This window comes from Kitasatospora mediocidica KCTC 9733 (genome assembly GCF_000744225.1).
GTDB lineage: Bacteria > Actinomycetota > Actinomycetes > Streptomycetales > Streptomycetaceae > Kitasatospora > Kitasatospora mediocidica.
The window spans coordinates 560,434-582,731 of the sequence record NZ_JQLN01000001.1 but is presented as its reverse complement, the minus strand read 5'-3'; the positions used below and the strand labels follow the sequence as shown (position 1 = coordinate 582,731).

The following is a 22,298-nucleotide window of genomic DNA, read 5'->3' as shown; positions in this document are numbered from 1 at the left end:
GGCCGGGTTGGCCCGTGGGCGTACGTCCACGGGCGGATGCCTCCCGGGGAGGGGCCGGTTAGGGTCGCGGCATGGACGCCACACCGACCACCTCGCTGCCTGCGCGCGTTTCGCGTCGCAACCCCCTTCCGGGAAGTGCACACCGCCGATGACGCGAACGAAGGTCATGGCCTGGGCGGGGGGTCTCCTGTACCCCGTGACGGTGCTTCTGCTGCTGTGTGGCGCCCCGCGTGCCTCCGGCACCGTCCACGCCGTCGGGTCCCTGCTCGCCATGGTGCTGCTCGTCGGTGTGCTGCGACGGATGCCGCTGCTGGCGCTGGCCCTGACGCTCTTCGGGTCCGTCGCCGTGGTGGTGGTCCCTCCCGGCTCCGTCCATCCGAGCCTGTCGGTGTCGTATCAGGGCCAGTTCCTGTCGTACCTCGCGGTGGACTTCGTCCTGGGCTTCATCGTGGCCACCTGCACGCGGTGGGCTTCGATCGTCGCCGTGGCCGTGTCCTCAGCTGTGCAGCTCCTGGTGATAGGCGGTTTCGCACACGAGGACAACCTGACCGCCAACGCCGTGATCGCCCTCCTGGCGCTGGCCGCATCGTGGACGGGCGGCCTGCTGAGTCGCGAGCGTCGCGAGCACGCGGTGGCGCTGCGCTCGCAGGCGGTCGCTGAGGCCGTGACCGCCGAACGGCTGCGGATCGCCCGGGAGTTGCACGACATGGTCGCGCACAGCATCGGCATCATCGCGATCCAGGCCGGGGTGGGCAGCCGGGTCATCCAGACGCAGCCCGCGGAGGCGCGCGAGGCACTGCGCGCCATCGAGGCCACCAGCCGAGAGACCCTGTCGGGTCTTCGGCGCACGGTGGTGGCACTCCGTCAGGCCGACCCGGACGCCGCCTCGAGGCAGGACCCGCTCGGGCCCGCGCCGGGCCTGGCGGACATCGAACGGCTGGCGGCGGCGACCGCGGACGCGGGGGTCCGCGTCGACGTGCGTCGCCGTGGGGAGCAGCGTCCGCTGCCGGCCGACATCGACCTGTCCGCCTACCGTATCGTGCAGGAGGCGCTGACCAACGTGGTCCGCCACGCGGGCACCGGGCACTGCCTGGTGGCCATCGACTACGGGTCCGAGGAGCTGTCCGTGGAGGTCGTCGACGACGGGCGCGGCTCCACCGGGGACGGATCGGTCCACGGCTTCGGCATCGTCGGCATGCGGGAGCGGGTCGGTCTGCTGCACGGCCACCTCAGCGCCGGGTCGCGTCCCGAGGGCGGCTTCCGGGTAGCGGCCCGGCTGCCGCTGCCCGAACCCGTGGGAGCCCCGGTGGAGGGCCGATGACCGTTCGGGTCGTACTCGCCGACGACCAGCCGCTGGTACGGTCCGGTCTGCGCGTGATCATGGCCGATTACCCCGACCTGGAAGTGGTCGGGGAGGCCGCCAACGGCGCCGAGGCGGTCCAACTGGTCAGGGACGTCAGCCCCGACGTCGTGGTGATGGACATCCGGATGCCCGGCATGGACGGGATCGAGGCCACTCGCCTGATCACTGCCGGTCCGGCGACGACCCGCGTCCTCGTCCTGACCACCTTCGACGAGGACGACCACGTCTACGGCGCACTCCGAGCCGGCGCGAGCGGCTTCGTGGTCAAGGACATGGCGCTGGACGACATTCTCGCGGCGATCCGCGTGGTCGCCGCCGGCGACGCACTGATCGCCCCGGGAGTGACGCGCCGTCTGATCGCGGACTTCGTCGCGCGCCCCGGAGCCGCCCCCGAGCGCTCCGCACGGCCGGTCGAGGGCATCACCGAGCGGGAACGCGAAGTGCTTACCCTGGTCGGACGCGGCCGGTCGAACACCGAGATCGCGGAGGATCTCTTCATCACGGTGGCCACCGCCAAGTCACACGTGTCACGGCTGTTCACCAAACTCGGCGCCCGGGACCGGGTTCAACTCGTCATCACCGCCTATGAGATGGGGCTGGTCACACCGCCTCCAGGCGTTCGGTGAACTGCGTGGTCCCGCTCTCCGTCTTCGCGAGGTAGCCGTCGAGTCGGCGGCCCCGGAAGCGGGGGAGCACTCGGGCGCGGCGCTCGAGGGGCGGGCCGGTTTGCCCGTGAGCGGAGCGGACAGGTGAGGTGGACATCCAGCGGTTTTCGGCACTCATCCCCAGGACGCGGCAACCCATGACCCTCAGCCTGCTCGGCAGACTCGACCGGTACCAACGACAGCACAGCCGGGTGGGCCTCGCCGTTGCCGTCGTCTACAAGTTCCTCGACGATCAGGGCGGCTACATGGCAGCCCTGATCACCTACTACGGCTTCCTTTCGCTCTTCCCGATGCTGCTGCTCCTGGTCACGGCGCTGGGCTTCGCGCTGCACGGTGACACCCAGCTGCAACAGCAGGTGCTGCACTCCGCGCTCAGTCAGTTCCCGGTGATCGGTGACCAGATCGGGCACAACATCCACTCCTTCCAGGGCAACGGGTTCGCCCTGGCGGTCGGCATCGGCGGCAGTCTCTACGGCGCGCTGGGAGTGGCGCAGGCGATGCAGAACGCCTTCAACACGATCTGGGCCGTCCCCCAGCATCTCCGGCCCAGCGCGCTGGTCGGCCGGCTTCGCGGCCTGCTCCTGCTGGCCGCTCTCGCCAGCGCCGTCCTCGTCTCCAGCGGGCTGGCCGCCCTCGCCGCCACCGCGCACGCCCGGGGGGCCTCGCTGGAATGGTCCGTCCGGGCCGCCGCCGTCCCGCTGTCGATCGCGGTCGACACGGGCCTGTTGCTGATCAGCTTCAAGGTTCTGACCGACCGTCATCTCCGGGTCCGCCGCCTGTGGCCGGAGGCGTTGGCGGCGGCGTCCGTCTGGCAGGTGCTGCTGGGGGTGAGTACCTACTACATCGGGCACCAACTGCGGGGCGCGACGGCCACCTACGGCCTCTTCGGCATCGTGCTGGGCCTGATGGCGTGGATCTACCTCGGCGCCCTCACCCTGATCGTCTGCGCGGAGAGCGCGACGGTGCGCACCCGCCGCCTGTGGCCGCGCAACATCGCGGCTCCCTTCGCCGAGGACGCGCCGCTGACCCGGGCGGACCGCCTGGCCTACACCTCCTACGCCACCGCCGCCGCCTACCGGGCCAGCGAGGAGGTCACGGTCGACTTCCACCAGGCCGTGCCCGGAGAACCCGAGGAGCCGTGAGGTGATCCCCGGGGAGCGGTTGGAGCGGGCGACCTGGGGAAGGCGACCCGCGAGGTGCTCAGGGCCGGGGATCAGGGCCGGGGACGGGGGACGGGTTCGGGGACGGAGCGAAGGGGACACGTGATGAGCGATGTTGACATGGCCGACCTGGGAGCGCTGCTCGCGGCGGCACTGGACCCGGCCGGGCAAGGAGTCGAGGCGGTCCGCCCGATCCGCGACGATATCCAGGCCCGCACCCGCGGTCTGCTGGCAGAACTCGGCAGCGAGGAGGTCCAGGTGTGACGAGCGCGACCGCAGTTTGGGTCGCCGCCATGCTGCCCGAGCAAGGTGACGAGGTCCTCGCGGTCCGGCGGCGCTAGAAACCCTGGGGCGCGTCGTTGCCGGTCTCTTGCGGTGCCCGGTCGGGGCGCCCTGGATCACACGGCCCGCCTACGCTGGGTCCATGCAGGAGATGAACGTGGACGCCGAAGCCTTGCGGGTGCTGGTGGTCGAGGACGACCCGGGGATCGCACGGTCGCTGGTGCGCGGCCTGGACCGCGCCGGCTACGCGGTGCACAGCGTCGACACCGGTCGCGCGGCCCTGGTAGCCGGGCCGGAGCCCGATGTGGTTCTGCTCGACCTGGGCCTGCCCGATGTGGACGGCGTCGAGGTCTGCCGCCTGCTGCGCCGGAGATACGACGCGGCGATCATCGTGGTGACCGCGCGTGGCGAGGAGGGCGATCGAGTGTCCGCCCTGGACGAAGGGGCCGACGACTACCTGGTCAAGCCCTTCGGGCTGGCGGAGCTGCTGGCACGGATCCGGGCGGTGCTGCGCCGCACCCGCCCGGCCGAACCGGAACTGCTGCGGCACGGGCCGCTGGCCGTGGACTCGCGCACCCGCAAGGTGACCGTCGACGGGAGCGAGATCGTGCTGACGCCCAAGGAGTTCGACATCCTGGAATGCCTGAGCGTGGACCCGGGCCGGGTGGTGACGCGCCAGGAGATCCTGGAGCGGGCCTGGGACGCGCACTGGTACGGCCCGTCCAAGGTTTTGGACGTCCACATGACGGCGCTGCGTCGCAAGCTCGGTGTGCCGGGGCTGGTGGAGACGGTCTACGGCCGGGGCTTCCGTCTCGGCGATCCGGGCTGAGCGGCGATGACCCGCCGGATCGCCCTGACCGTGCTGGCCCTGGTCACCGTGCTGCTGGTGTTGGCGGTGGTTCCGCTCGGGGTGCTGTTGACGGAACGGGAGAAGACCTCCTTCCGCAGCGCCACCGAGGCGAGTGCCCGCGCTGTGGCCTCCGCCGCGGAGGAGACCCTCTCCGACCACAAGCCCGACACCGAGATGCTGCAGGTCCTGGCACGAACACAGGCGGACGGCGGCTGCGCCGCGGCCTACGGCACTACCGGGCAGGAAATCGCGCGCACCTCGTGCACCACGGCCACCGGCGGCACCGTCCCCGCGATGGTGGCCGTCGTCCTGGCGCATCCGCAGACGGTCGTGACGCAGGCCGACGACCGGCTGAAGGTGGCGGTGCCGATCGGGGACAGCGAAGACGCCGTCGGCGTGGCAGTACTGGTGAGGTCGGTCGATCCCTTGAACGACCGGATCGCGGTGGTGTGGGGTTGGCTCGCTGCCATCGGTGTTGCCGGACTGCTCACGGGCACACTGCTCTCGGTCCGGCTCGCGCGCTGGGTGGGCCATCCGCTGAGCGAGGTGGACAAGGCCGCCCAGCGACTGGGCGAGGGCGCGCTGGAGGTGCGCGCGCCGACCGGGAACGGGCCGCAGGAGGTCCGCAGGCTCGCGGCGACCTTCAACACGATGGCGGGGCGCAACGAGGTCCTCGTCCACGGGCACCGGACGGTGATCGCCGACGTCTCCCATCAGCTCCGCACCCCACTGGCGGCGTTGAGACTGCGCCTCGACGTGCTCGTTGCCGACTCCGACGAGGAGACGGCCAGCGACCTGGTGGGTGCACAAGAGGAGATCGCCCGGCTGTCGCGGTTGGTGGACGGGCTGCTCGCGGTGGCCAGGGCCGAGAGCACGGTCCCTCGGCCGGTCACCGTGCGGGTGGACCGGGTGGTGACGGAGCGCATCGCGGCCTGGGAGCCGGTGGCGAGTGAGTGCCGGGTCGCTCTCACCGGACACTGTCCGGACGGGCTCAGTGCCCATCTGGGGTCCGGAGACCTGGAGCAGGTACTCGACAACCTGCTGGCCAACGCGCTGGACGCGGTCCCGGTCGGGGGCCGCGTGCGTATGGAGGGCACAGCGGATCGCGGAACGGTGGAGCTGCGGGTGGTCGACGACGGCCCCGGGATGAGTGTTCGCGCTCGGGCGTCCGCGTTTCGCCGGTTCGGCAACCCGGAGGCGGGCGGCACCGGCCTCGGCCTGGCCATCGTGCACCGGCTGATCACCGCCAACGGCGGCACCGCCCGCCTGGAGGACACCGATGGAGGGGGACTGACCGTCGTGCTGGAGCTTCCGCGTGCTCGCCGCGGCCGCGACCAGGGGCCCAGAGCTGGACTGCCGGCCGCCGACTGAGAGCGGTCGGTGGCGCCCTGGGCATTCCCTCGTGTCTGCCGGTTCTCAGCATGATTCTCGACGGCTTAACGGGTTGCGAAGGTTTTCTGAACGGTATCCCGACCGCTCGTCCCGGAGGCTGGAAGCCAGACGTGCGGCAGGTGCGTCTGCTGGGTCTGTCTCACCGCGAAGGTGTGGGGCGCGCCCGGGACACCCGAGCAGGAGGAGCACCACGATGCCCCACCCAGAGCGAGTCCCGGGCGGGCGGACGGTCCGGCGACGGGACCGGGGACTCCGTCGGGTCAGGCTGACCACCGTCGCGGTGGCCGTCGGCGCAGTCGCCGGCTCCGTGGTGATGGGCGCCGGGTACGCCCAGTCGCTGCCCGGCGCGGCCGTCGGCCCGGCACCGCGTGCCGCTTCCCCCTCGACGGGAGCCGACCCGGCCAGTGCCGCGCCCAGCACGCCGTCCATGGCGCCGACGACCGCCCCGGCGCCCACCGAACCGTCCACCTCACCCGCCCCCGCCCGCCCGCAGGCACCGACGCCGGCGCGCACGCAATCGAGCATCCCCACCAGCCGGGCGCCGCAGCCGGCTCCCGCGCCGACTCGGCAGGCGCCTGCTCCGCAGCCGCCCGCATTGCAGCCCCCGGCTCAGCCGCCCGCGCCGGTCGTCCAGCCTCCCCAGCCGCCGCCCACCAAGTCCGGTGCATCATGAGCGCCACGACGGCCGGCCCCGGCGTCACCCGGTTCACAGCGCTCGGCACCACCGCGGTGCTGCTGGTCGCCGATCCCACCCGGATCCAGGCGGCCCGGCAGGTCCTGGAGGAAGAGCTCGCCGCGATCGACCTGGCCTGCAGCCGGTTCCGCCCGGACTCGGAGCTGTCCCAGGTCAACGCCGCCTCCGGGCACCCGGTCACGGTCGGGCCGCTCTTTGCGCAGGCGATCACCACCGCGCTGCGCGCCGCCGAACTCACCGGCGGCGCGGTCGACCCGACGGTCGGACCGTCGCTCGTGTCACTCGGCTACGACCGGACCTTCGCCTCGCTGCGGCCAGAGGACGTCCGCCCGGTCGCGCCGGTGCGCCCGTCCGGCTGGCGCACCGTCGAGTGGCACCCCGAGCGCCGACGCCTGCGACTGCCACCCGGGGCGGCGCTCGACCTGGGCGCAACAGCCAAGGCGCTGGCTGCGGACCGGGCGGCAGGGCGTGCCGCGGATGCCGCGGGGTGCGGGGTGCTGGTGTGCCTGGGCGGCGACCTGTCCACCGCCGGCCCCGCGCCGGCCGAAGGCTGGCAGATAGCGATCGCCGACGACCACGCGGCGCCCTCCTGCGAGTCCGACCCGGTGGTGGCCGTTCGCAGTGGCGGCCTGGCCACCTCCGGCACCACCGTGCGGACCTGGCAGCGCGCCGACCGCAGGCTCCACCACATCGTCGACCCCGCCACCGGAGACGTCGCCGCGCCGTTCTGGCGAACCGTCAGCGTCGCCGCCGCGACCTGCGTGGACGCCAACACGGCCAGCACCGCCGCGATCGTCCGCGGTGAGCGGGCGCTCGACTGGCTGCGCGAAACCGGTCTGCCGGCGCGGCTGGTGCGCGTGGACGGGTCCGTGGCCCGGCTGGGCGGCTGGCCCGCCGACCTGCCGAGCCCCCACCGCCCTGAGGGAGGCCCCCGATGATCGGTACCGTCCAGCTCGCCGCGGCCGGCCCCAGCCCCCTCTGGTACGCCACCCGTGCCGGCGGCACCGTCGCCCTGCTGCTGCTCACCGCCACCGTCATGCTGGGCATAGTCGCGGGTGGCCAGTACACGCCCAAGCGGATCGCCCGCTTCGAGATCGGCACCCTGCACCGCAACCTCGCGATCCTCACGCTCGTCTTCCTCGCGCTGCACATCGTCACCGCGATCGCCGACACCTTCGTGCACCTGACCTGGCTGGACGCGTTCGTGCCGTTCGCCTCCTCCTACCGCCCGCTCTGGCTGGGCCTGGGAACGCTGGCGTTCGACCTGCTGCTCGCCGTCCTGGTGACCAGTGCGGTGCGGCTGCGGATCGGGCAGCGGCGCTGGAAGGCGGTGCACTGGCTGGCGTACGCGAGCTGGCCGCTGGCCCTGTTCCACGGCGCGGGGACCGGGACGGACACCCGGCTCTCGCTCCAACTGGTCCTCTCCACCGGCTGCCTGGCCGTGGTGGTGGTCGCCGTGTGGTGGCGGCTCTACCGGGCAGGCCCCGGCCACCGGGTCGGCCGGGTCTGGGCTGCCCTCGTGGTCGCCACCGTCCCGGTCGTGCTGGCGGTATTCCTGGCCACCGGCCCGCTCAAGGCCGGCTGGGCGCACCGCGCCGACGGCGCCGAACCGAGCGTCGCCACCGTGACCGTTGACCGAACGACCGTCGACCGTACGGGAGAGAGCGCGTGAACGAGCGACCGGACGCCGTCCTGACCGGGCAGGCCCAGGACGGGCGCAGCGGCCCGCACGGCGCCCGGCTGCTGCACGGTTGGTACAGCACCGGCGGGCGCGCCGACCTGGCGGAGCACCTGCACCGCTACGGCCCACCCCCACTGCCCCCCGGCCACCATCCGGCGACCCTGTTGATCAAGGCCGTGGAGGAAGCCGGACTGACCGGACGCGGCGGCGCCGCGTTCCCCACCGGCCGCAAGCTGCGCTCGGTCTCCGAGGGCCGCAGGCCGGCCGTGGTGGTTGTCAACGGCATGGAGAGCGAACCGGCCAGCCGCAAGGACGAGGTGCTGCTCGACCTCGCCCCGCACCTGGTCCTGGACGGTGCCACGCTGGCCGCCGCAGCCGTCGGGGCCGAGGCCGTCCACCTGTGCCTGCCGCGCACCCGGGCCGATCAGGTTCGCCGACTGACGGCAGCCATCGAGGAGCGCGGCCGGGCGGGGCTCGACCGGATCCCCGTGCAGGTGCACGCCCTTCCGCACCACTACGTCTCCAGCGAGGAGACCTCCCTGGTGCGGTGGCTCAACGGCGGCGAGGCCCGCCCCATGGCCACCCCACCCCGGCCCTTCGAGAAGGGTGTGGACGGACGCCCGACCCTCGTCGACAACGTGGAGACCCTCGCGCACCTCGCCCTCATCGCCCGCTACGGCGCCGAGTGGTTCCGTAGCACCGGACGGCCGGACGCTCCGGGGACCACCCTGGTCACGCTCTCCGGCGCCGTCCGCGTTCCCGGCGTCTACGAGATCCCGCTCGGCACGCCGCTCGGGAGCATCCTGGGCACTGCGGGAGGAGCCGCCGAGCCCGTCCAGGCGATCCTGGTCGGCGGCTTCTTCGGCAGCTGGCTCCCCGCTGCCCCCGCCGCTGCCGTTCCGTTCACCAAGACCGACCTCGCCGCAGCCGGTGCCGGGCCGGGCGCCGGCGTCCTGGTCGCCCTTCCGCAGGACGCGTGCGGTCTCGCCGAAACCGCCCGGGTACTGGACTACCTCGCCGCCCAGAGCGCCCGCCAGTGCGGACCCTGCCGCTTCGGGCTGCCCGCCGTCGCCGACGACCTCATCCAACTCGCCTGGGGCCGACCGGACTCCGCGCTGATCGAGCGACTGCACCGCCGCACCGGCCAGCTCCCCGGCCGCGGCGCCTGCCGCCACCCCGACGGCGCGGCCCGGCTCGCCACCACCGCACTGCACACGTTCGCCGACGACGTCCACCACCACCTCAACGGCGGACCATGCGCCGCCGCCGGTCGCCAACCCGTCCTGCCCTTCCCCGACGCCCAGGCCCCCCAGGATGAGGGATGGCGATGACCCGCACCCACCGGCTCGGCATCGACCGCATCGCCTGCGACGGACGAGGCCTGTGCGCCGAACTGCTCCCCGAGCTGATCGACCTCGACGAATGGGGCTACCCGATCATCCGCGACACCATCGTCGGCGACGACCTGCTCACCCACGCCCGGCGCGCCGTCGCGGCCTGCCCGGTCCTGGCCCTGCGGCTCGACCGGGCCACCGACCGCCAGTGACTGCGGCGGACATCTCACGCGTGACCTGAACCACTTCTTAGTCGATGCTCCGGCACACTGCTGTCTGCCCTGGCCTGACGCAGACACGGGGCACCGCGCGAACCCCGGACCGGCACCAGTGGAAGGCGGACGGCCCGTATGGCTTTGACCAGCAGCGACATGGCACCAGCAGAGAGCGGGACCATGCCGCAGGACCAGGGCCGCCGCGGCGGTCCCGAGGGCAACCGGCGACTGATCGCCGCCGTGGGCGCGCTCCTGCTGGTGCTCTTCGCCGCCCAGGGCGTCACCATCCTCTTCCTGGGGCAGCTCCTCACCTGGCACTTCTTCATCGGCATGCTGCTGATAGGCCCGGTCTGCCTCAAGCTCGGCTCCACCGGCTACCGCTTCGTGCGCTACTACACCGGCCACCCCGCCTACCGCCGCCAGGGGCCGCCGCACCTGCTGCTGCGCCTGCTCGCACCCCTCGTGGTCGTCACCACCGTCGCGCTCCTGGCCACCGGCAGCACGCTCGCCCTCCTGGGACGCGACACCGGACCGGTCCCGGTCCTCTTCCTGCACAAGGCCAGCTTCGTGTGCTGGGCCGCCGCGATGACAGCGCACGTCCTGGCACACGCCTGGCGGCTGCCCCGCCTGATCGGTGCCGATCTGCGGACCCGGTCGGCACGCCACGGCTCCGGCTCCGCCCGGATCGGTGGTGCAGCCGCGCGCTGGTCGCTGCTGGTGCTGGCCCTGGGCGCGGGGCTCGCCATCGCTCTGGCCGGCGCGCCCCTGGCGTCCCACTGGAGCTCATCCACTCACCACGACTCGCGCCACCACGCCCGGCGTTCTGTGGCTTCCGCGACAAGCGGCGCGTAGCCGGGCAACGGGGTACCGGCCGAGGGCGACCATCGACCTGTGCCGAGCGCGCATCTGAAGAAGTCCTGCAGGGTTTCTTCACCCGTCTCATACCGATGCTCCAGCACACTGGAGTCAGCGTGAAATCCTGGTGCGCCGCCTCTCGGATACGGCTGCACCGTCAGCGCGGTGAGCATCTGGAGGTGCGGCCCGTGAACACCCCTCGCAAGCGCCTGCGTGACGAGGGCCTGGCGAGGACGGCGTCCTGGACCCGTCGCTGCGCGGCAGCGGCAGCGGTGCTCTGCGCGGCCCTGGCCGGTGTCTTCGCCCATGTCCTGCCCGGTCAGGCCGCAACTGCCACAAACCCCGGCACGAGCAGTTCGCCGGCGCAGCACCACCTGCAGCCGTCCGCCCAGCCCCCATCCGCTGGTACCGGCCGGCACCACGTCACATCCGGCGGTTCCTGACCCGGTCGACACAGGATCCGACTGGCCGGCAGCCCCATCGCATTCGCTGATCGCAGAGAGTGCGAGGGGGGGAGCATGTGGTGTCCGATCGCACCGCCCTGGAGTGCTCTCAGTTTGCTGAGGGGGTGGTGACGCAGATTTCCTCCTGGTACGCCCACACCTGGGAGAAGCCGTCCCATGCCTGGTCGAGGCCGCAGTACTGGCCGGGTCCGTCGCCGGGTACGGTGACCGCGTAGCTGCCGGGCGCCGGCAGCGTGTGCAGGCCGGTGACGAGAAGTTGACCGGTGGGTCCGCTGAGGATGATCCGGCCTCCCTAACCGCGGCCACCGGTGGCGACGTTCACCGTGGCCGTCACGCTGGTCGGCGCAGACGCCGGGCCGTCGAAGTTCAGGCAGATGGACTTGCCGATCCGTTGTCCGGAGCACGTCGTGACAGCGGAACGTGGGGTGGTCGCGCCGGCAGCTGTGGGCAGTGCCGCCAGGCAAAGGATTGCCAGGCCCGCGGTCGCGGTACTGCGTCGTGTGAGCCGTCCTCCAGTCATCAGTGTGTCCTCTCCTGTTCTTCGGGCGCGCTCTCAGGGTGGGGTGCCCGATGCGGGTCGTAGACGGCGGTGGGGGTGGGTGTTCGTTGCTGGGGGGCGCTCGCTGCGATGTTCCTCAACTCGCCGTGATGCAGGTGCTGTTCTCTTCCAAGAAGGTCTGGCCGTAGACGTCCCGGCGCCAGTCGATGGCGCAGTATCGGCCGCGACCCGTGCCGGCCTGGCTGGTGGCCCAGTCGGCGGGCGCCGGCAGGGAGTTGTCACCGGTGCGTATCAGGAGGCCGGTCGGGTCGTCGATCTCGATCTGGCCGAACCAGCCTCGACCGCCCTTTCGCACGATCGTGTGCGCGGTGATGGTCTGCGGACTGACGCTGAGGCAGATCTGCTTGCCATGGGCGACGACGGCGGAGCAGCCGGACGTCGGTGTGGCAGCGGACGTCGGGGAACCGATGAGTGCGAGGAAGGCGAGGGTGAAGCTGCTTGCTGTGGCGCGGAGTTGGATCCGGTTCATGCGGGCGGCATCCCTGCTTTCGGAGCAACGCGCGATGGACGGACGATCCCTGGTCGGCGAGTGGGTCGATTCCCGAGGGTTCTGGCGTGGCTGCCGCCCCGGTCAGCGGGCGGTCGAGCGGCTGGGCACACGTTGTCCGACGGTGTTCCGTCCGGCCTTGAAGGCAGTCAGCAGGATCGTGGCAGCCATGATCAGGAGGGTGCCCTCCACGGCGACGCTGATCAGGGCGAGGGGCTCCGTCCAGTTGCCCTTGTCGTCGCTGTAATCGGGCAGCCCGGGGCCGCGGGAGAGGACGAAGCCGAGCAGGGGCCGAGGGCGACGCCGGCGGCGAGCAGCCACTCGATGTGGTTGACGCGTAGCCGGCTGCCTACGAGGAGCAGGACCGCGCAGAGGATGCCGGTCGCCTCCAGCAGGTAGTAGCCGTTGGCGACGTAGTGCGGTGTCTTGTCGCCGGGGAATCCTCCCTGGTCCTGGACGTGGATCCAGGACACGGCCAGGCAGAGCAGCGCGGCCGCCGCTCTGGGGAGAATGCGGGCAGGGGCGAGTGCGGGCATGGGCATCAGAGCCTCCGGGGAATGGGAAGGGGTACCTGGTGGTGCGGAAAACCGGGGCGTCGGGCGCGGCGGCGAGCCCGGCGCGTCCCCGTGGGGTGCACATCGGGGAGCTGCCACCGAGCGCGGACTTGACGTGGCAGGAACAATGCTGACGTATTGTCAGCAAGGGGGCCACCGTCGGTGGCTACGAGAATCCTCTGAATCGGGATCCCGCTCGTTCAGGCTCGGCATGACGGGCAATGCGTTCCACTGCCGCATCGTGAGGGCGCCGGGTCTCGGTGGCGGCAAGCTCGTGATACCAGGGCATCTGACACCCAGCCTGCTCGACAGCACCGAGCTAGGGCCGCCAGAGCACCGCCGTGCGCTTCGGGACAGAGTCGTGCCGAGCGCGGGGCGCGTGAACCGGCTGCGCTTCGAATCATGCGTTGCCTGTGGCAGGTTGAGGTCGGCGAGGCCGCCGCGGAGAGAAGGATTTGGTGTTGCTGCAGGCACCCGTGGCCGACGAGCCGGTCTGCCGGGCGCTGGTCCGTCAGTGGGCGGGGGAGGGGCGGAGTGCCGGGACCGGAGGGCAGGTGGGCGTAGTCGTATGCGGAGCACCCGTAAGGCCGGTATCGCGCGGTGTGCGGGAGTCACAGCGCCCCTGGCCGGGAATGCTGAGACGCAGAGTGGATGACCAACTGGGCGGTGGCGCTGAGGCTGGTTCGTGCGTGGCGTGCTAGGCGGCGTAGTTCGGCCTGGGCTTCGTCCGGGGTGTGTCCGTGGTCGACGAGGATGCCGATCGCCTGGTTGAGCCCAGCGATATCGGCCAGTCCGGTGACGCCCGAGGTTCTGCTCGCAGGAGTGAGGTGCTGGTCGAGCGCGACGTCGTCGAGCTCCAGGCCGAGTGCGTAGGCGGCATCGGCGGCGAAGTCGACGAAGGCGCCTGAGGTGCCGGCGTAGAACACGATCGAGCTGCCGTGTTCGGCGCCGTGGACGGGTGTCAGTGGCATCGCGGCGGAGGTGGCGATGCGGCGGGGGGTCATGCCGTCGTCCAGGACCGTGAGTGCCAGCGGCAGTCCGTTCAGGACGAGGGTCAGCGTGAGGCCAAGCCAGGACGGCACGGCAAAGCGCAGGCCGTCGGCCAGCTTCCGTACCGAGTCCGTGAGGTCGGTGCTGGGGCGTCCGAGGGCGTCGGTGAGGGTCTTGAGTTCGGCGGCAAGTGAGCCGGAGATGTCCACGACGGGAACTCCGGACGTCCCGAACGCCCGGCAGCACTTCCTGGTCCGCTCGCGGCGGAACGCGGCGCGCGGTGGGCGGAGACTGGCGGCGGGTCGGGACCTGTCGTCTCGCGGCCTCCGTATCTTCGACGCTACGCCGCCGTCGCTGAGCGGGCCAGTATCACCGGAGCGGACCGTGGTCAGTCAGCGCTGTGGCGGGCGCGCGCTCGGGCGACCGCCTCGTCGAGCAGCTGCTGCGCCACCGCCGAGGCCTTCCGGTTCTGGGTCTGGCTCATCACGCGGAGCTTGTCGAAGGCCTCGGCCGGGCTGCAGCCGCTGCGGCTCATCAGGATGCCCAACGCCTGGTCGATCGCGGCGCGGTGGGTCAGCGCGGACTGCAGCTGAGTGGCCAACCGCTGGGCCTGGGCGAGGGCCTGGGCGTTCTGGACGGAGATCGCGGCCGGGACGGCGAACAGTTCGCCGAGTTCCACGGCCCGCGCGTCGAAGGCGTCCTCGGTGCGGGCGTAGACGTTCATCGCTCCCAGCACCCCGTCGCCGGCCAGCAGCGGCAGCGACACCACGCTGTGCACCCCCAGCCGGCTGACCCGCGGCCCGAACCGCGGCCACGAGGGGTCCCTGCCCAGGTGCGCGGAGCGCACCGTGCGCCGTTCGGCTGCCGCGGTGATGCACGGTCCCTCGCCGATGCCGTACTGGACCGCGTCCACCTCCCGGACGAAGTCCGCGCTGGCCACGATGGTGTCCGCCCGGTCGTTCTCCAGCAGGGTCAGGCCCGCGCCGTCCGCGCCCGGGATCGCGCGCACGGCGAACTCGGCGACGTGCGTCAGCATCGCCCGCAGGTCCAACCGGCCGGTGGCGAGCCGTGACAGGTCGGCCAGGCTCTCGCGCAGGTCTGCGTCGTCGGCGGCTGCCCGGTCCGCCCGGTCCGGTTCGTCGCCCGGCGGCGGTGCGTCCGGTCGCTCGGATGCGCCGGAGGTCGTCGTCTCGGTCATGGGCACCCCTTTTGCGCAGCACCGCTCGCGGCCCGGCGCGGGTTTTCCGGACTCGGCGGCCCCTGGTGCCCATTGTCCGCCCGGCCGGCCCTGAACGGGCGGCATCGACAGTATGCGCGGGCCGCGAGTACTGTCGATGGTGGTTGAGTTAGCAGCCAGCCCGGAGACGACGGCCAGCCTTGCGCTCGCCTCGGGAGCGATCAGCTCGCAACCGGGCACATTCGGTGACCTCCTCACGTGAGGATCACCATGTTCATGCAGCTGCCCGCCACCTCTGGCGACCCACCTTCTCCGACGGCCCGGCCGATGAACGGATCGTCTCGCAGAGCTGCCCATGCGGCAGGTGCCCCGGACACCGCCGTACACGAGGCCGACCCGGCAGCTCCCGCCGACGACCCGTCGCGCTTCCCGGCCGACCGGCCGACATCGGCCGGGCCGGCCGGCCGCCGCCCCCCGCAACCGCAGCCCGAGCAGGCGGGCCCGTGCGGGCTGTCCCGCCAACAACTGAACAGAGGCACACCATGAAAGCCCTGATCATCGTCCTCGTCCTCGTCGTACTGGTCCTCCTGCTGGCGTTGGCAATGTCCGTGAAGATCGTCAAGCAGTACGAGCAGGGTGTGCTGTTCCGGCTCGGCCGGGTCCGCGGCTCGAAGAAGCCCGGCCTGACCCTGATCGTCCCGATCGTCGACGTCCTGCACCGGATCTCGATGCGGATCGTCACCATGCCGATACAGTCCCAGGGCATCATCACCCGCGACAATGTCAGCGTGGACGTGTCCGCGGTCGCCTACTTCCGAGTCGTCGACGCGGTGAAGTCCGTCGTGGCGATCGAGAACGTCTACGCCGCGATCGACCAGATCGCCCAGACCACGCTGCGCAAGGTCGTCGGACAGCACACGCTGGACGAGACGCTCTCCGAGACCGACACGATCAACCTGGGCATTCGCGAGATCCTGGACGTGACCACCGTGGAGTGGGGCGTCGAGGTCACGCTCGTGGAGTTGAAGGACATCCAGCTGCCCGAGTCCATGAAGCGGGCGATGGCCCGTCAGGCCGAGGCCGAGCGGGAGAAGAGGGCAAAGATCATCAACGCGCAGGGCGAGTCGCTGGCCGCCGCCGCGCTGGGCGATGCCTCGGACATCATGATGGAACACCCGCTGGCGCTTCAACTGCGCAACCTGCAGAGCCTGGTGGAGATCGGCGTGGACAAGAACACCACCGTCGTCTTCCCCGCACCGCTGATGAGCACCATCGGCGAACTCGGCTCCTTCCTCGCCCGCGAGACCGCTGCCGCAACCCCGCTGACACCGCCGGTTCCCGTGGTGGGGCTGGACAAGGCGAAGGCTGGGACCGCGCTGCCGCTCATCAAGCAGCCGACCCACCCCCTGCCGGCCCAAGAGGCAGCAGTCAACGGAGGACGCGCCGTCCCGCAGAGGTAGCCACCGAGGATCCGAGGCTTCGAGCGGAGCGTGCAGAGCGCAGCCGGCCGCAGCAGCACCTGCCGCCCGTCTCGAAGCCTCGGCCCTGCAAGCCGCCCCAGCGTCACCACACCTGATCGCCCGGAGCCCGCTGCATGACCTTCCCCGTCCAACGCGACGGCATCCGAAGGCAAGGACCCCATGACCGCCCTCCTGGCCGCCACCCGCCACCTCGGCTCCCTCCTCAAGGAACATGCGAACACCGAGCGCCCCCAGCGCCCCGCCGTCGGTGGCCGACAAGGAGCGCTGACCCCATGAACACCCCAACCCTCACCCCCGAACTGCTCCAGCGGATGGACGCCTACTGGCGCGCCGCCAACTACCTGTCGGTCGGCCAGCTCTATCTCTACGACAACCCGCTGCTGAAGCGCCCCCTGGAACTGGCCGACGTCAAGCCGCTGATCGTCGGCCACTGGGGCACGACCCCGGGGCAGAACTTCCTCTACGTGCATCTGAACCGGGTCATCACCGAGTACGACCTGAACATGCTCTATGTCGCGGGCCCCGGACACGGCGGCCCGGCGCTGGTGGGCAACACCTACCTGGAGGGCACCTACAGCGAGATCTACCCGGACGTCAGCCAGGACGAGGCGGGGATGAAGAGGCTGTTCACCCAGTTCTCCTTCCCCGGCGGGATCTCCAGCCACGTCGCACCCACGACGCCCGGGTCGATCCACGAGGGCGGCGAACTCGGATACTCCCTCAGCCACTCCTTCGGGGCGGTCTTCGACAACCCCGACCTGATCGTGGCCTGTGTCATCGGTGACGGCGAGGCCGAGACCGGACCCCTGGCCACCTCCTGGCAGTCCACCAGGTTCCTCGACCCGGTCGGCGACGGGGCGGTGCTGCCGATCCTGCACCTGAACGGCTACAAGATCAGCAACCCCACCATCCTGGCCCGGATCGGGGACAAGGAACTGACGCAGTACCTGCGCGGCTGCGGCTGGGAGCCGCACTTCGTCTCGGGCGACGACCCCGAGACCATCACGGTGGAGGGCGACGAGTTCCTTGCTCCGTCAGGCCGCGTGCTGGACTCGATGCTCAGCGAGCACCAGTGCGAGGGCTGGCTGGAGGGCTACCTGCTCACCGGGCGGCACGGCCTGTTCAACTGCTACGAGGCGTTCATCCACATCGTCGACTCGATGTTCAACCAGCACGCCAAGTGGCTGAAGGTCACCAGGCAGCTGCCCTGGCGCCGCGACATCGCGTCCCTCAACTACCTGCTCACGTCGCACGTCTGGCAGCAGGACCACAACGGATTCACCCACCAGGACCCGGGATTCCTGGACCACGTCGTGAACAAGAAGGCCGACGTCGTGCGGGTCTACCTCCCGCCGGACGCCAACTGCCTGCTTTCCGTCATGGACCACTGCCTGCGCAGCCGGCACTACGTGAACGTCGTCGTGGCGGGCAAGCGCGCGATGCCGCAGTGGCTGTCGATGGAGGACGCGGTCGTGCACTGCACCGAGGGCATCGGCATCTGGCCCTGGGCGAGCAACGACCAGGGCGGCGAGCCGGACGTCGTCCTGGCCTGCTGTGGGGACACACCCACCCTGGAGGTCCTGGCCGCAGTGTCCATCCTGCGCGAGCACCTGCCCGACCTGTTGGTCAGGGTGGTCAACGTCGTCGACCTGATGAAGCTGGAGCCCGACACGGTCCACCCGCACGGTCTCAGCGACCAGGACTACGACTCGCTCTTCACCACCGACAAGCACATCATCTTCGCCTTCCACGGCTACCCCTCGCTGATCCACCGGCTCACCTACCGCCGCACCAACCACAACCTCCACGTGCGCGGCTACAACGAGGAGGGCACCATCACCAGCGCCTTCGACATGCGGGTACAGAACCACCTGGACCGCTTCCACCTCGTCCAGGACGTCATCGACCGACTGCCCCAACTCGGCGCCAGCGGCGACTACCTCAAGCAGCAGATGCGGGACAAGCTCGTCGAACACGACCGCTACATCGACCGGCACGGAACGGACCTGCCCGAAATCCGGGACTGGACCTGGGGCGGCCCCCGCTGAGCAGCCGCACTCTCGCGGATGTGGGTTCTCGGTCGTGCGTCTCCCGCCGGCGACGCAGGGGAAGGTGGCCATTTGACTGATCGGGCGCCCGTCACCGGGGTTCGTCGGTCGCGTGGCGTGTTGTGGCAGTCGGCACCCTCGGGACGCTCCGGGCAGGATCGCGCCGGAGTACGGTTGAACTACCGAGGGCTTTTCGTACATCGCCATTCAGGGCGGCATCGTCTCCGGCGAACGACCAGTCCGGGCCCTCACCGGCCCGGAGACGGGTTCGCACCATGACCACGACCACCGTCCGCCCGATGCCGACCGAGCCGGTCCCCGGTTCGACGCATGCGGTTCGGATGTCCTTGAAACCGCCCAGCGAGACCCGGGGGATGGTGGACGGCGCCTGGTGGCCCCGCTCACGTGACCTCACCAGTGAACTGCCTTCACTGATAGCCGTGTTGGACGAGTGTTGGGCACGGATCACCCGCGTCACGGTGAATGTGCGGATGTGGCCGCACATCCCGGCGGAGGTTCCGACGGGCAGTCACATCCTGCGCGTGGGCTGGTTCGACGCGGAGCAGGACCCCGCCGACCTCTGCTTGCTCTCCTACCACACCGGGCGCTGGGACCTCCTGGTGATCCCGCCCGAGTGCGAGCCCGCGCGGGCCGCGAAGCTGATGGCCGCCGCCGCGGACGTGCACAACACCCAGAGTGCCACCGCTCTGTTGGCCGACACCGACGAAGACGCCTATGCGGTCGTCGGAGCGTCCCGGGTCGGCGACTGGGATCTGGAAGGCGGCCCCCACGCCTGCGGGCCGGTCTTCCCCCGGGCCGCCTGACAACTGACGGAGGAGCCATGTTCGGTAGCACGCTGAGCACCGAGGGACGGACGGGTCAGGTACGGGGCGAGGAACTCGCCGTACTGGCCCGGCTGACGATGAAGTACATGGTCAGGGAAGGCTTGTCCAAGAGCGAGGCGATCGCCAAGGCCCGGATCGCGCTGCCCTACGGGCACCTGCACAGGGCCGACGTCATCAGCGACTGGGTCGACGCCGAAGTCCCGGTCTGTGCAGGCGGCCGCTGAACCGTCCCGACCCACGGGTGCCGGTGACGCGGGAGGTTTCCCGACATCGAGGTCGTCGAGGACGTCCGGGTCGGCGGGGCCGCCGCGGCTCTGGAGGGCGCCTCCGCAGGGGCCGCCCTGGTGGTGGTCGGGCGGCGCACCCGCGCGCACGGCTTCGGCGCGCGGATGGGCTCGGTCACCCACGCGGTGATCCACCACGCCAAGGCGCCGACCGCCGTCGTCCCGCACCCGTAGGTCGTGGTCAGAGTGCTCGGCGGCGCTGCAACCAGGCGAAGGCCAGCCAGCCCGGGAGCACGGGCAGCCAGAAGGTCAGCAGCCGGAACAGCAGGACGGCGCTGAGCGCGGCGGGGTAGGTCACTCCGGTGGCCTGCGCCAGGGCGCCGCTCAACAGGGCCTCCACGCCTCCGACCCCGCCGGGCGTCGGGACGGCGGATCCCAGGGCGCCGCCGACGAGGTCGGCGACCGCGACGGCGGCGAAGCTCGGATGCTGTCCGAGGGCGAGCGCGCAGGTGTAGAGGCAGGCCACAGCAGTCAGCGAGACCAGGAGCTGCCCGAGGATCCCGACGGCCAGTCGGTACGGATGCTGCAGCAGGTCCAGCAGCCGTGGCAGCACGCCGGTCACCAGCGGCTGCAGGCGGGCGGCGAGCCTGTGCCGCACCGGCGCGATGCCGGTCGCGGCCAGGGCGAGGACGGCCACGGTCAGCAGGCCGCCTATCAGCACGGGCGGGGCCGGCAGTGAAGGGCTGCGCGGGGTGCTGGCGAGGAAGCCGAAGACCAGCAACAGCAGGGCGTGCAGCACCAGTCCGATCACCTGGGAGGCGCCGACGCTGGCGATCGCCTTGCGTGGTGGGATGCCGGAGCGTTCCAGGGAGCGGGTGTTGATCGTGATTCCGCCCACCCCGCTGGGGGTGATGAGGTTGACGAACGAGCCGGCCAGCTGAACCAGGGCGGCCCGGCGCAGGTTGAGCCGCTCCGGGACGAACCCCACGAAGCTCATGGTGGCGGCGCCGTAGCTGAGCACCGAGGCGAGGGCTGCCACCACGATCCAGCCGGCCTGCGCGTGCTGGAAGGCGGTCAGCGGATTGGCGCTCTTGCTGGAGAGTTGGAGGAGCACGAAGTAGCCGGCGGTGGCGCCGCCGAGCACGGTGACCAGGGTGCGCGGGCGCAGTCGCTCCAGGCGGGCCGGCTCCACCGGAGCCTGCGGGCGGGTGCGCAGGATCTCGTCGCGGAGCCGGCCGAGAAGGTCGGGGCCGGGAGCGGCTTCGGGTGCCGACGGGCTCGTTTCGCCCTGGGACTTGAGCGCTGCCGACTTGAGCGCTGTCCGGGTGCCGCGGGACAGCGCGAGCGGCTGGAGCAGTGGCACAGCCGCTGCGATCCGGTCCGGTCCGAGCACGGCGAACGCGTCGGCGACGGCGCGTCGGGGACCGACCCGCAGAGCGGCGGTGGTCAGTAGTTGGGCGACGTCGGTTCGCAGTGCCAGGTCGCCGGCCGCGACGTCGCCGTCTTCGAGGCCGACCAGATGGACGGTGCCGCGTTCGTCCACGAGCAGGGAGGAGGCGACCAGGTTGCGGTGGACGATCCGTCGGGAGTGCAGAAGCTTCACCTGCCGCCAGGTGTCTCTCAGGAGCGCGTCGGTGACATCGGTGTCGTGGAGCTGGTCCACGGTGTGTCCGGTGAGCGGTTCGTAGATGATCAATGCTGCGTCCGGTCCCAGCTCCGCGACGGCCAGCAGCCGCCGGGAGCGGGCACCGGCCGCCTGGACGGCGTAGCAGAGCAGGGACTCCTGCTTCAGGACGCCGCGTAGGGACAGCAGGCTGCGACGTTGCGGCGCGGTGCGCAGCCGCACGCGCTGCCAGGTCCGTCGCAGGAAGCCGAACCCCGACGACTCCCGTCCCAGCACCACGACATCCAGATCGGGCTGTCCGTCCGCCTGGCCCACCAGGTAGTGGTGCCGGGCGTGAGCTCCCGTCCCCGGCGTGCGAAGGGCCGTCACCGGACTGAACTCGAGCTGGTCCAGGCCGGCGAACAGATCCGCAGCGGTGGGGCGCGCGTTGGGAGACCCGAGCGCGTAGGTCGCTCCGTGCGCGAGGGTCCACCCGATCAGCAGGGCAAGGAGCAGCGACAGCACGCCGACGGACCCACCGACCAGGACCGTCAGGGCGTTCAGACCGAGCAGGACCGCCATCGCTGCCGCCCAGCGCGGCTGCTGCGCCACACCGGCCGCGGTCATGCAGGCGAGCACGGCGGCCAGATAGCTGAGGACCGGCTCGGTGGAGCCTGTCCCTCCCGGCACCGGACCGGTCAGCGCGGCGAGGACGGCGTGCGGTGCGAGATGGATGGCCCACAGGTCGACGAGCAGGGACGTCCCGTAGGCGAGCACCGCTGCGAGCACGCCGGCGGCGATCCGGCGACCATCGCGCCGGAGGATCTGCTGGCCGACGAACGCCACCGGCACCAGCAGTACCGCGACGGTGGAGAAGGATCCGGCGACGCTCAGCAGCACCTGCGGCGCCCGGCCGGCCCCGCGGGCGGCGTCGGCGTTCAATCCGCCCGCGGTGCTCTGGGCGGCGTCCGCCGCCAGCAGCGTCAGCGCGATCAGGACCGCTCCGAGGACGAAGCGCACCAGATCCTCGGGACGGCGCGCCCGCGCCGGAAGCAGGAGCTCATCGGGGCCGACCGCGAGGGACGGCTGACGCTCCCCGGTCATCGCTGCTGGCCACCGACAACGACACGGTCCATGACACACCTCACTGGTCGGCCGACGCCTCCATGCTGCGCCTCGCAAGGGCGACTGCGCTCGGCCAGCGAGGAGGTCACGGTCGACTTCCACCAGGCCGTGCCCGGAGAACCCGAGGAGCCGTGAGGCGATCCCCGGGGAGCGGTTGGAGCGGGCGACCTGGGGAAGGCGACCCGCGAGGTGATCAGGGCCGGGGATCAGGGCCGGGGACGGGGGACGGGATCGGGGACGGAGCGAAGGG

General features: G+C 71.4%; 22 protein-coding genes. 17 read left to right on the top strand and 5 right to left on the bottom strand.

Annotated elements, in window-relative coordinates; genetic code table 11:
- The first annotated feature begins 196 nt into the window (after positions 1-196).
- The 12 genes from BS80_RS02620 to BS80_RS40290 all read left to right on the top strand — a co-directional run bounded on the left by BS80_RS02620 (position 197) and on the right by BS80_RS40290 (position 10,934).
- The gene (locus tag BS80_RS02620; RefSeq protein WP_232246316.1) at positions 197-1,321 is read left to right on the top strand and encodes a sensor histidine kinase; all 1,125 of its coding nucleotides are present in this window, start codon (positions 197-199) and stop codon (positions 1,319-1,321) included.
- Positions 1,318-1,989 carry a response regulator gene (locus BS80_RS02615; protein WP_035792090.1) on the top strand — a complete coding sequence of 224 codons (672 nt, stop codon included), beginning with the start codon at positions 1,318-1,320 and terminating at the stop codon, positions 1,987-1,989. The genes BS80_RS02620 and BS80_RS02615 overlap by 4 nt, the downstream gene beginning before the upstream one ends.
- A 176-nt stretch (positions 1,990-2,165) precedes the next feature.
- Entirely contained in the window at positions 2,166-3,170 is a 1,005-nt protein-coding gene (locus tag BS80_RS02610; RefSeq protein ID WP_051965760.1) for a YihY/virulence factor BrkB family protein, read from the top strand.
- 123 nt (positions 3,171-3,293) lie between these two features.
- On the top strand, positions 3,294-3,452 hold the full coding sequence (locus BS80_RS38950; RefSeq protein ID WP_408607330.1) for a hypothetical protein: 159 nt from the start codon (positions 3,294-3,296) through the stop codon (positions 3,450-3,452).
- A 160-nt stretch (positions 3,453-3,612) separates the two neighbouring features.
- Positions 3,613-4,299: a response regulator transcription factor gene (locus tag BS80_RS02605; RefSeq protein ID WP_157535790.1), complete on the top strand. Its 687-nt coding sequence runs from the start codon at positions 3,613-3,615 to the stop codon at positions 4,297-4,299.
- Between the two features lie 6 nt (positions 4,300-4,305).
- Positions 4,306-5,691: a HAMP domain-containing sensor histidine kinase gene (locus BS80_RS02600; protein ID WP_035792087.1), complete on the top strand. Its 1,386-nt coding sequence runs from the start codon at positions 4,306-4,308 to the stop codon at positions 5,689-5,691.
- A gap of 690 nt (positions 5,692-6,381) precedes the next feature.
- Complete coding sequence (locus BS80_RS02595) at positions 6,382-7,344, top strand: FAD:protein FMN transferase (protein WP_035792085.1); 963 nt, start codon at positions 6,382-6,384, stop codon at positions 7,342-7,344.
- On the top strand, positions 7,341-8,078 hold the full coding sequence (locus BS80_RS02590; RefSeq protein WP_051965758.1) for a ferric reductase-like transmembrane domain-containing protein: 738 nt from the start codon (positions 7,341-7,343) through the stop codon (positions 8,076-8,078). The genes BS80_RS02595 and BS80_RS02590 overlap by 4 nt, the downstream gene beginning before the upstream one ends.
- The gene (locus BS80_RS02585; protein WP_083974112.1) at positions 8,075-9,418 is read left to right on the top strand and encodes an NADH-ubiquinone oxidoreductase-F iron-sulfur binding region domain-containing protein; all 1,344 of its coding nucleotides are present in this window, start codon (positions 8,075-8,077) and stop codon (positions 9,416-9,418) included. The genes BS80_RS02590 and BS80_RS02585 overlap by 4 nt, the downstream gene beginning before the upstream one ends.
- Positions 9,409-9,633 (top strand): ferredoxin, encoded by a 225-nt coding sequence (locus tag BS80_RS02580; RefSeq protein WP_232246315.1) that lies wholly within the window; start codon positions 9,409-9,411, stop codon positions 9,631-9,633. Before BS80_RS02585 ends, BS80_RS02580 begins: the two co-directional genes overlap by 10 nt.
- 159 nt (positions 9,634-9,792) lie before the next feature.
- Positions 9,793-10,488, top strand: coding sequence for a hypothetical protein (locus tag BS80_RS02575; protein ID WP_157535788.1), 696 nt, complete (start codon positions 9,793-9,795; stop codon positions 10,486-10,488).
- A gap of 191 nt (positions 10,489-10,679) precedes the next feature.
- Positions 10,680-10,934: a hypothetical protein gene (locus BS80_RS40290; RefSeq protein WP_157535786.1), complete on the top strand. Its 255-nt coding sequence runs from the start codon at positions 10,680-10,682 to the stop codon at positions 10,932-10,934.
- A gap of 656 nt (positions 10,935-11,590) precedes the next feature.
- Here BS80_RS40290 and BS80_RS02570 read toward each other — a convergent pair.
- The 4 genes from BS80_RS02570 to BS80_RS02555 form a co-directional block, all read right to left on the bottom strand.
- Entirely contained in the window at positions 11,591-11,983 is a 393-nt protein-coding gene (locus BS80_RS02570) for a hypothetical protein (protein WP_035792081.1), read from the bottom strand.
- A 221-nt stretch (positions 11,984-12,204) separates the two neighbouring features.
- On the bottom strand, positions 12,205-12,543 hold the full coding sequence (locus BS80_RS02565; protein ID WP_198045406.1) for a hypothetical protein: 339 nt from the start codon (positions 12,541-12,543) through the stop codon (positions 12,205-12,207).
- Positions 12,544-13,166: 623 nt separating this feature from the next.
- Positions 13,167-13,754, bottom strand: coding sequence for an ANTAR domain-containing protein (locus tag BS80_RS02560; protein ID WP_035792079.1), 588 nt, complete (start codon positions 13,752-13,754; stop codon positions 13,167-13,169).
- 179 nt (positions 13,755-13,933) lie between these two features.
- Entirely contained in the window at positions 13,934-14,743 is an 810-nt protein-coding gene (locus BS80_RS02555; protein WP_035792076.1) for a GAF and ANTAR domain-containing protein, read from the bottom strand.
- Between the two features lie 521 nt (positions 14,744-15,264).
- Between BS80_RS02555 and BS80_RS02550 the strand changes: the two genes are divergently transcribed.
- The 5 genes from BS80_RS02550 (at position 15,265) to BS80_RS38945 (ending at position 19,554) form a co-directional block, all read left to right on the top strand.
- Positions 15,265-16,182 carry a slipin family protein gene (locus tag BS80_RS02550; RefSeq protein ID WP_051965757.1) on the top strand — a complete coding sequence of 306 codons (918 nt, stop codon included), beginning with the start codon at positions 15,265-15,267 and terminating at the stop codon, positions 16,180-16,182.
- A 293-nt stretch (positions 16,183-16,475) separates the two neighbouring features.
- Complete coding sequence (locus tag BS80_RS02545) at positions 16,476-18,251, top strand: phosphoketolase family protein (RefSeq protein WP_035792073.1); 1,776 nt, start codon at positions 16,476-16,478, stop codon at positions 18,249-18,251.
- Between the two features lie 341 nt (positions 18,252-18,592).
- Entirely contained in the window at positions 18,593-19,075 is a 483-nt protein-coding gene (locus BS80_RS02540; RefSeq protein WP_157535784.1) for a DUF5994 family protein, read from the top strand.
- 17 nt (positions 19,076-19,092) lie between these two features.
- Positions 19,093-19,320 (top strand): hypothetical protein, encoded by a 228-nt coding sequence (locus tag BS80_RS02535; protein WP_035792070.1) that lies wholly within the window; start codon positions 19,093-19,095, stop codon positions 19,318-19,320.
- 45 nt (positions 19,321-19,365) lie between these two features.
- Positions 19,366-19,554 carry a universal stress protein gene (locus BS80_RS38945; RefSeq protein ID WP_083974110.1) on the top strand — a complete coding sequence of 63 codons (189 nt, stop codon included), beginning with the start codon at positions 19,366-19,368 and terminating at the stop codon, positions 19,552-19,554.
- A gap of 7 nt (positions 19,555-19,561) precedes the next feature.
- Here the strand turns inward: BS80_RS38945 and BS80_RS02530 are convergent, their stop codons facing one another.
- Positions 19,562-22,027, bottom strand: a complete 2,466-nt coding sequence (locus BS80_RS02530) for a lysylphosphatidylglycerol synthase transmembrane domain-containing protein (protein WP_051965754.1) — start codon at positions 22,025-22,027, stop codon at positions 19,562-19,564.
- Between the last annotated feature and the right edge of the window lie 271 nt (positions 22,028-22,298).

What these genes read in the sequence shown, in the direction of transcription:
- BS80_RS02615 (WP_035792090.1), top strand. Translation starts at nt 1,318, where the DNA reads ATGACCGTTCGGGTCGTACTCGCCGACGACCAGCCGCTGGTACGGTCC.
- BS80_RS02610 (WP_051965760.1), top strand. Translation starts at nt 2,166, where the DNA reads ATGACCCTCAGCCTGCTCGGCAGACTCGACCGGTACCAACGACAGCAC.
- BS80_RS38950 (WP_408607330.1), top strand. Translation starts at nt 3,294, where the DNA reads ATGAGCGATGTTGACATGGCCGACCTGGGAGCGCTGCTCGCGGCGGCA.
- BS80_RS02605 (WP_157535790.1), top strand. Translation starts at nt 3,613, where the DNA reads ATGCAGGAGATGAACGTGGACGCCGAAGCCTTGCGGGTGCTGGTGGTC.
- BS80_RS02600 (WP_035792087.1), top strand. Translation starts at nt 4,306, where the DNA reads ATGACCCGCCGGATCGCCCTGACCGTGCTGGCCCTGGTCACCGTGCTG.
- BS80_RS02595 (WP_035792085.1), top strand. Translation starts at nt 6,382, where the DNA reads ATGAGCGCCACGACGGCCGGCCCCGGCGTCACCCGGTTCACAGCGCTC.
- BS80_RS02590 (WP_051965758.1), top strand. Translation starts at nt 7,341, where the DNA reads ATGATCGGTACCGTCCAGCTCGCCGCGGCCGGCCCCAGCCCCCTCTGG.
- BS80_RS02580 (WP_232246315.1), top strand. Translation starts at nt 9,409, where the DNA reads ATGGCGATGACCCGCACCCACCGGCTCGGCATCGACCGCATCGCCTGC.
- BS80_RS02575 (WP_157535788.1), top strand. Translation starts at nt 9,793, where the DNA reads ATGGCACCAGCAGAGAGCGGGACCATGCCGCAGGACCAGGGCCGCCGC.
- BS80_RS02570 (WP_035792081.1), bottom strand. Translation starts at nt 11,983, where the DNA reads ATGAACCGGATCCAACTCCGCGCCACAGCAAGCAGCTTCACCCTCGCC.
- BS80_RS02565 (WP_198045406.1), bottom strand. Translation starts at nt 12,543, where the DNA reads ATGCCCATGCCCGCACTCGCCCCTGCCCGCATTCTCCCCAGAGCGGCG.
- BS80_RS02555 (WP_035792076.1), bottom strand. Translation starts at nt 14,743, where the DNA reads ATGACCGAGACGACGACCTCCGGCGCATCCGAGCGACCGGACGCACCG.
- BS80_RS02550 (WP_051965757.1), top strand. Translation starts at nt 15,265, where the DNA reads ATGAAAGCCCTGATCATCGTCCTCGTCCTCGTCGTACTGGTCCTCCTG.
- BS80_RS02545 (WP_035792073.1), top strand. Translation starts at nt 16,476, where the DNA reads ATGAACACCCCAACCCTCACCCCCGAACTGCTCCAGCGGATGGACGCC.
- BS80_RS02540 (WP_157535784.1), top strand. Translation starts at nt 18,593, where the DNA reads ATGTCCTTGAAACCGCCCAGCGAGACCCGGGGGATGGTGGACGGCGCC.
- BS80_RS02535 (WP_035792070.1), top strand. Translation starts at nt 19,093, where the DNA reads ATGTTCGGTAGCACGCTGAGCACCGAGGGACGGACGGGTCAGGTACGG.
- BS80_RS02530 (WP_051965754.1), bottom strand. Translation starts at nt 22,027, where the DNA reads ATGACCGGGGAGCGTCAGCCGTCCCTCGCGGTCGGCCCCGATGAGCTC.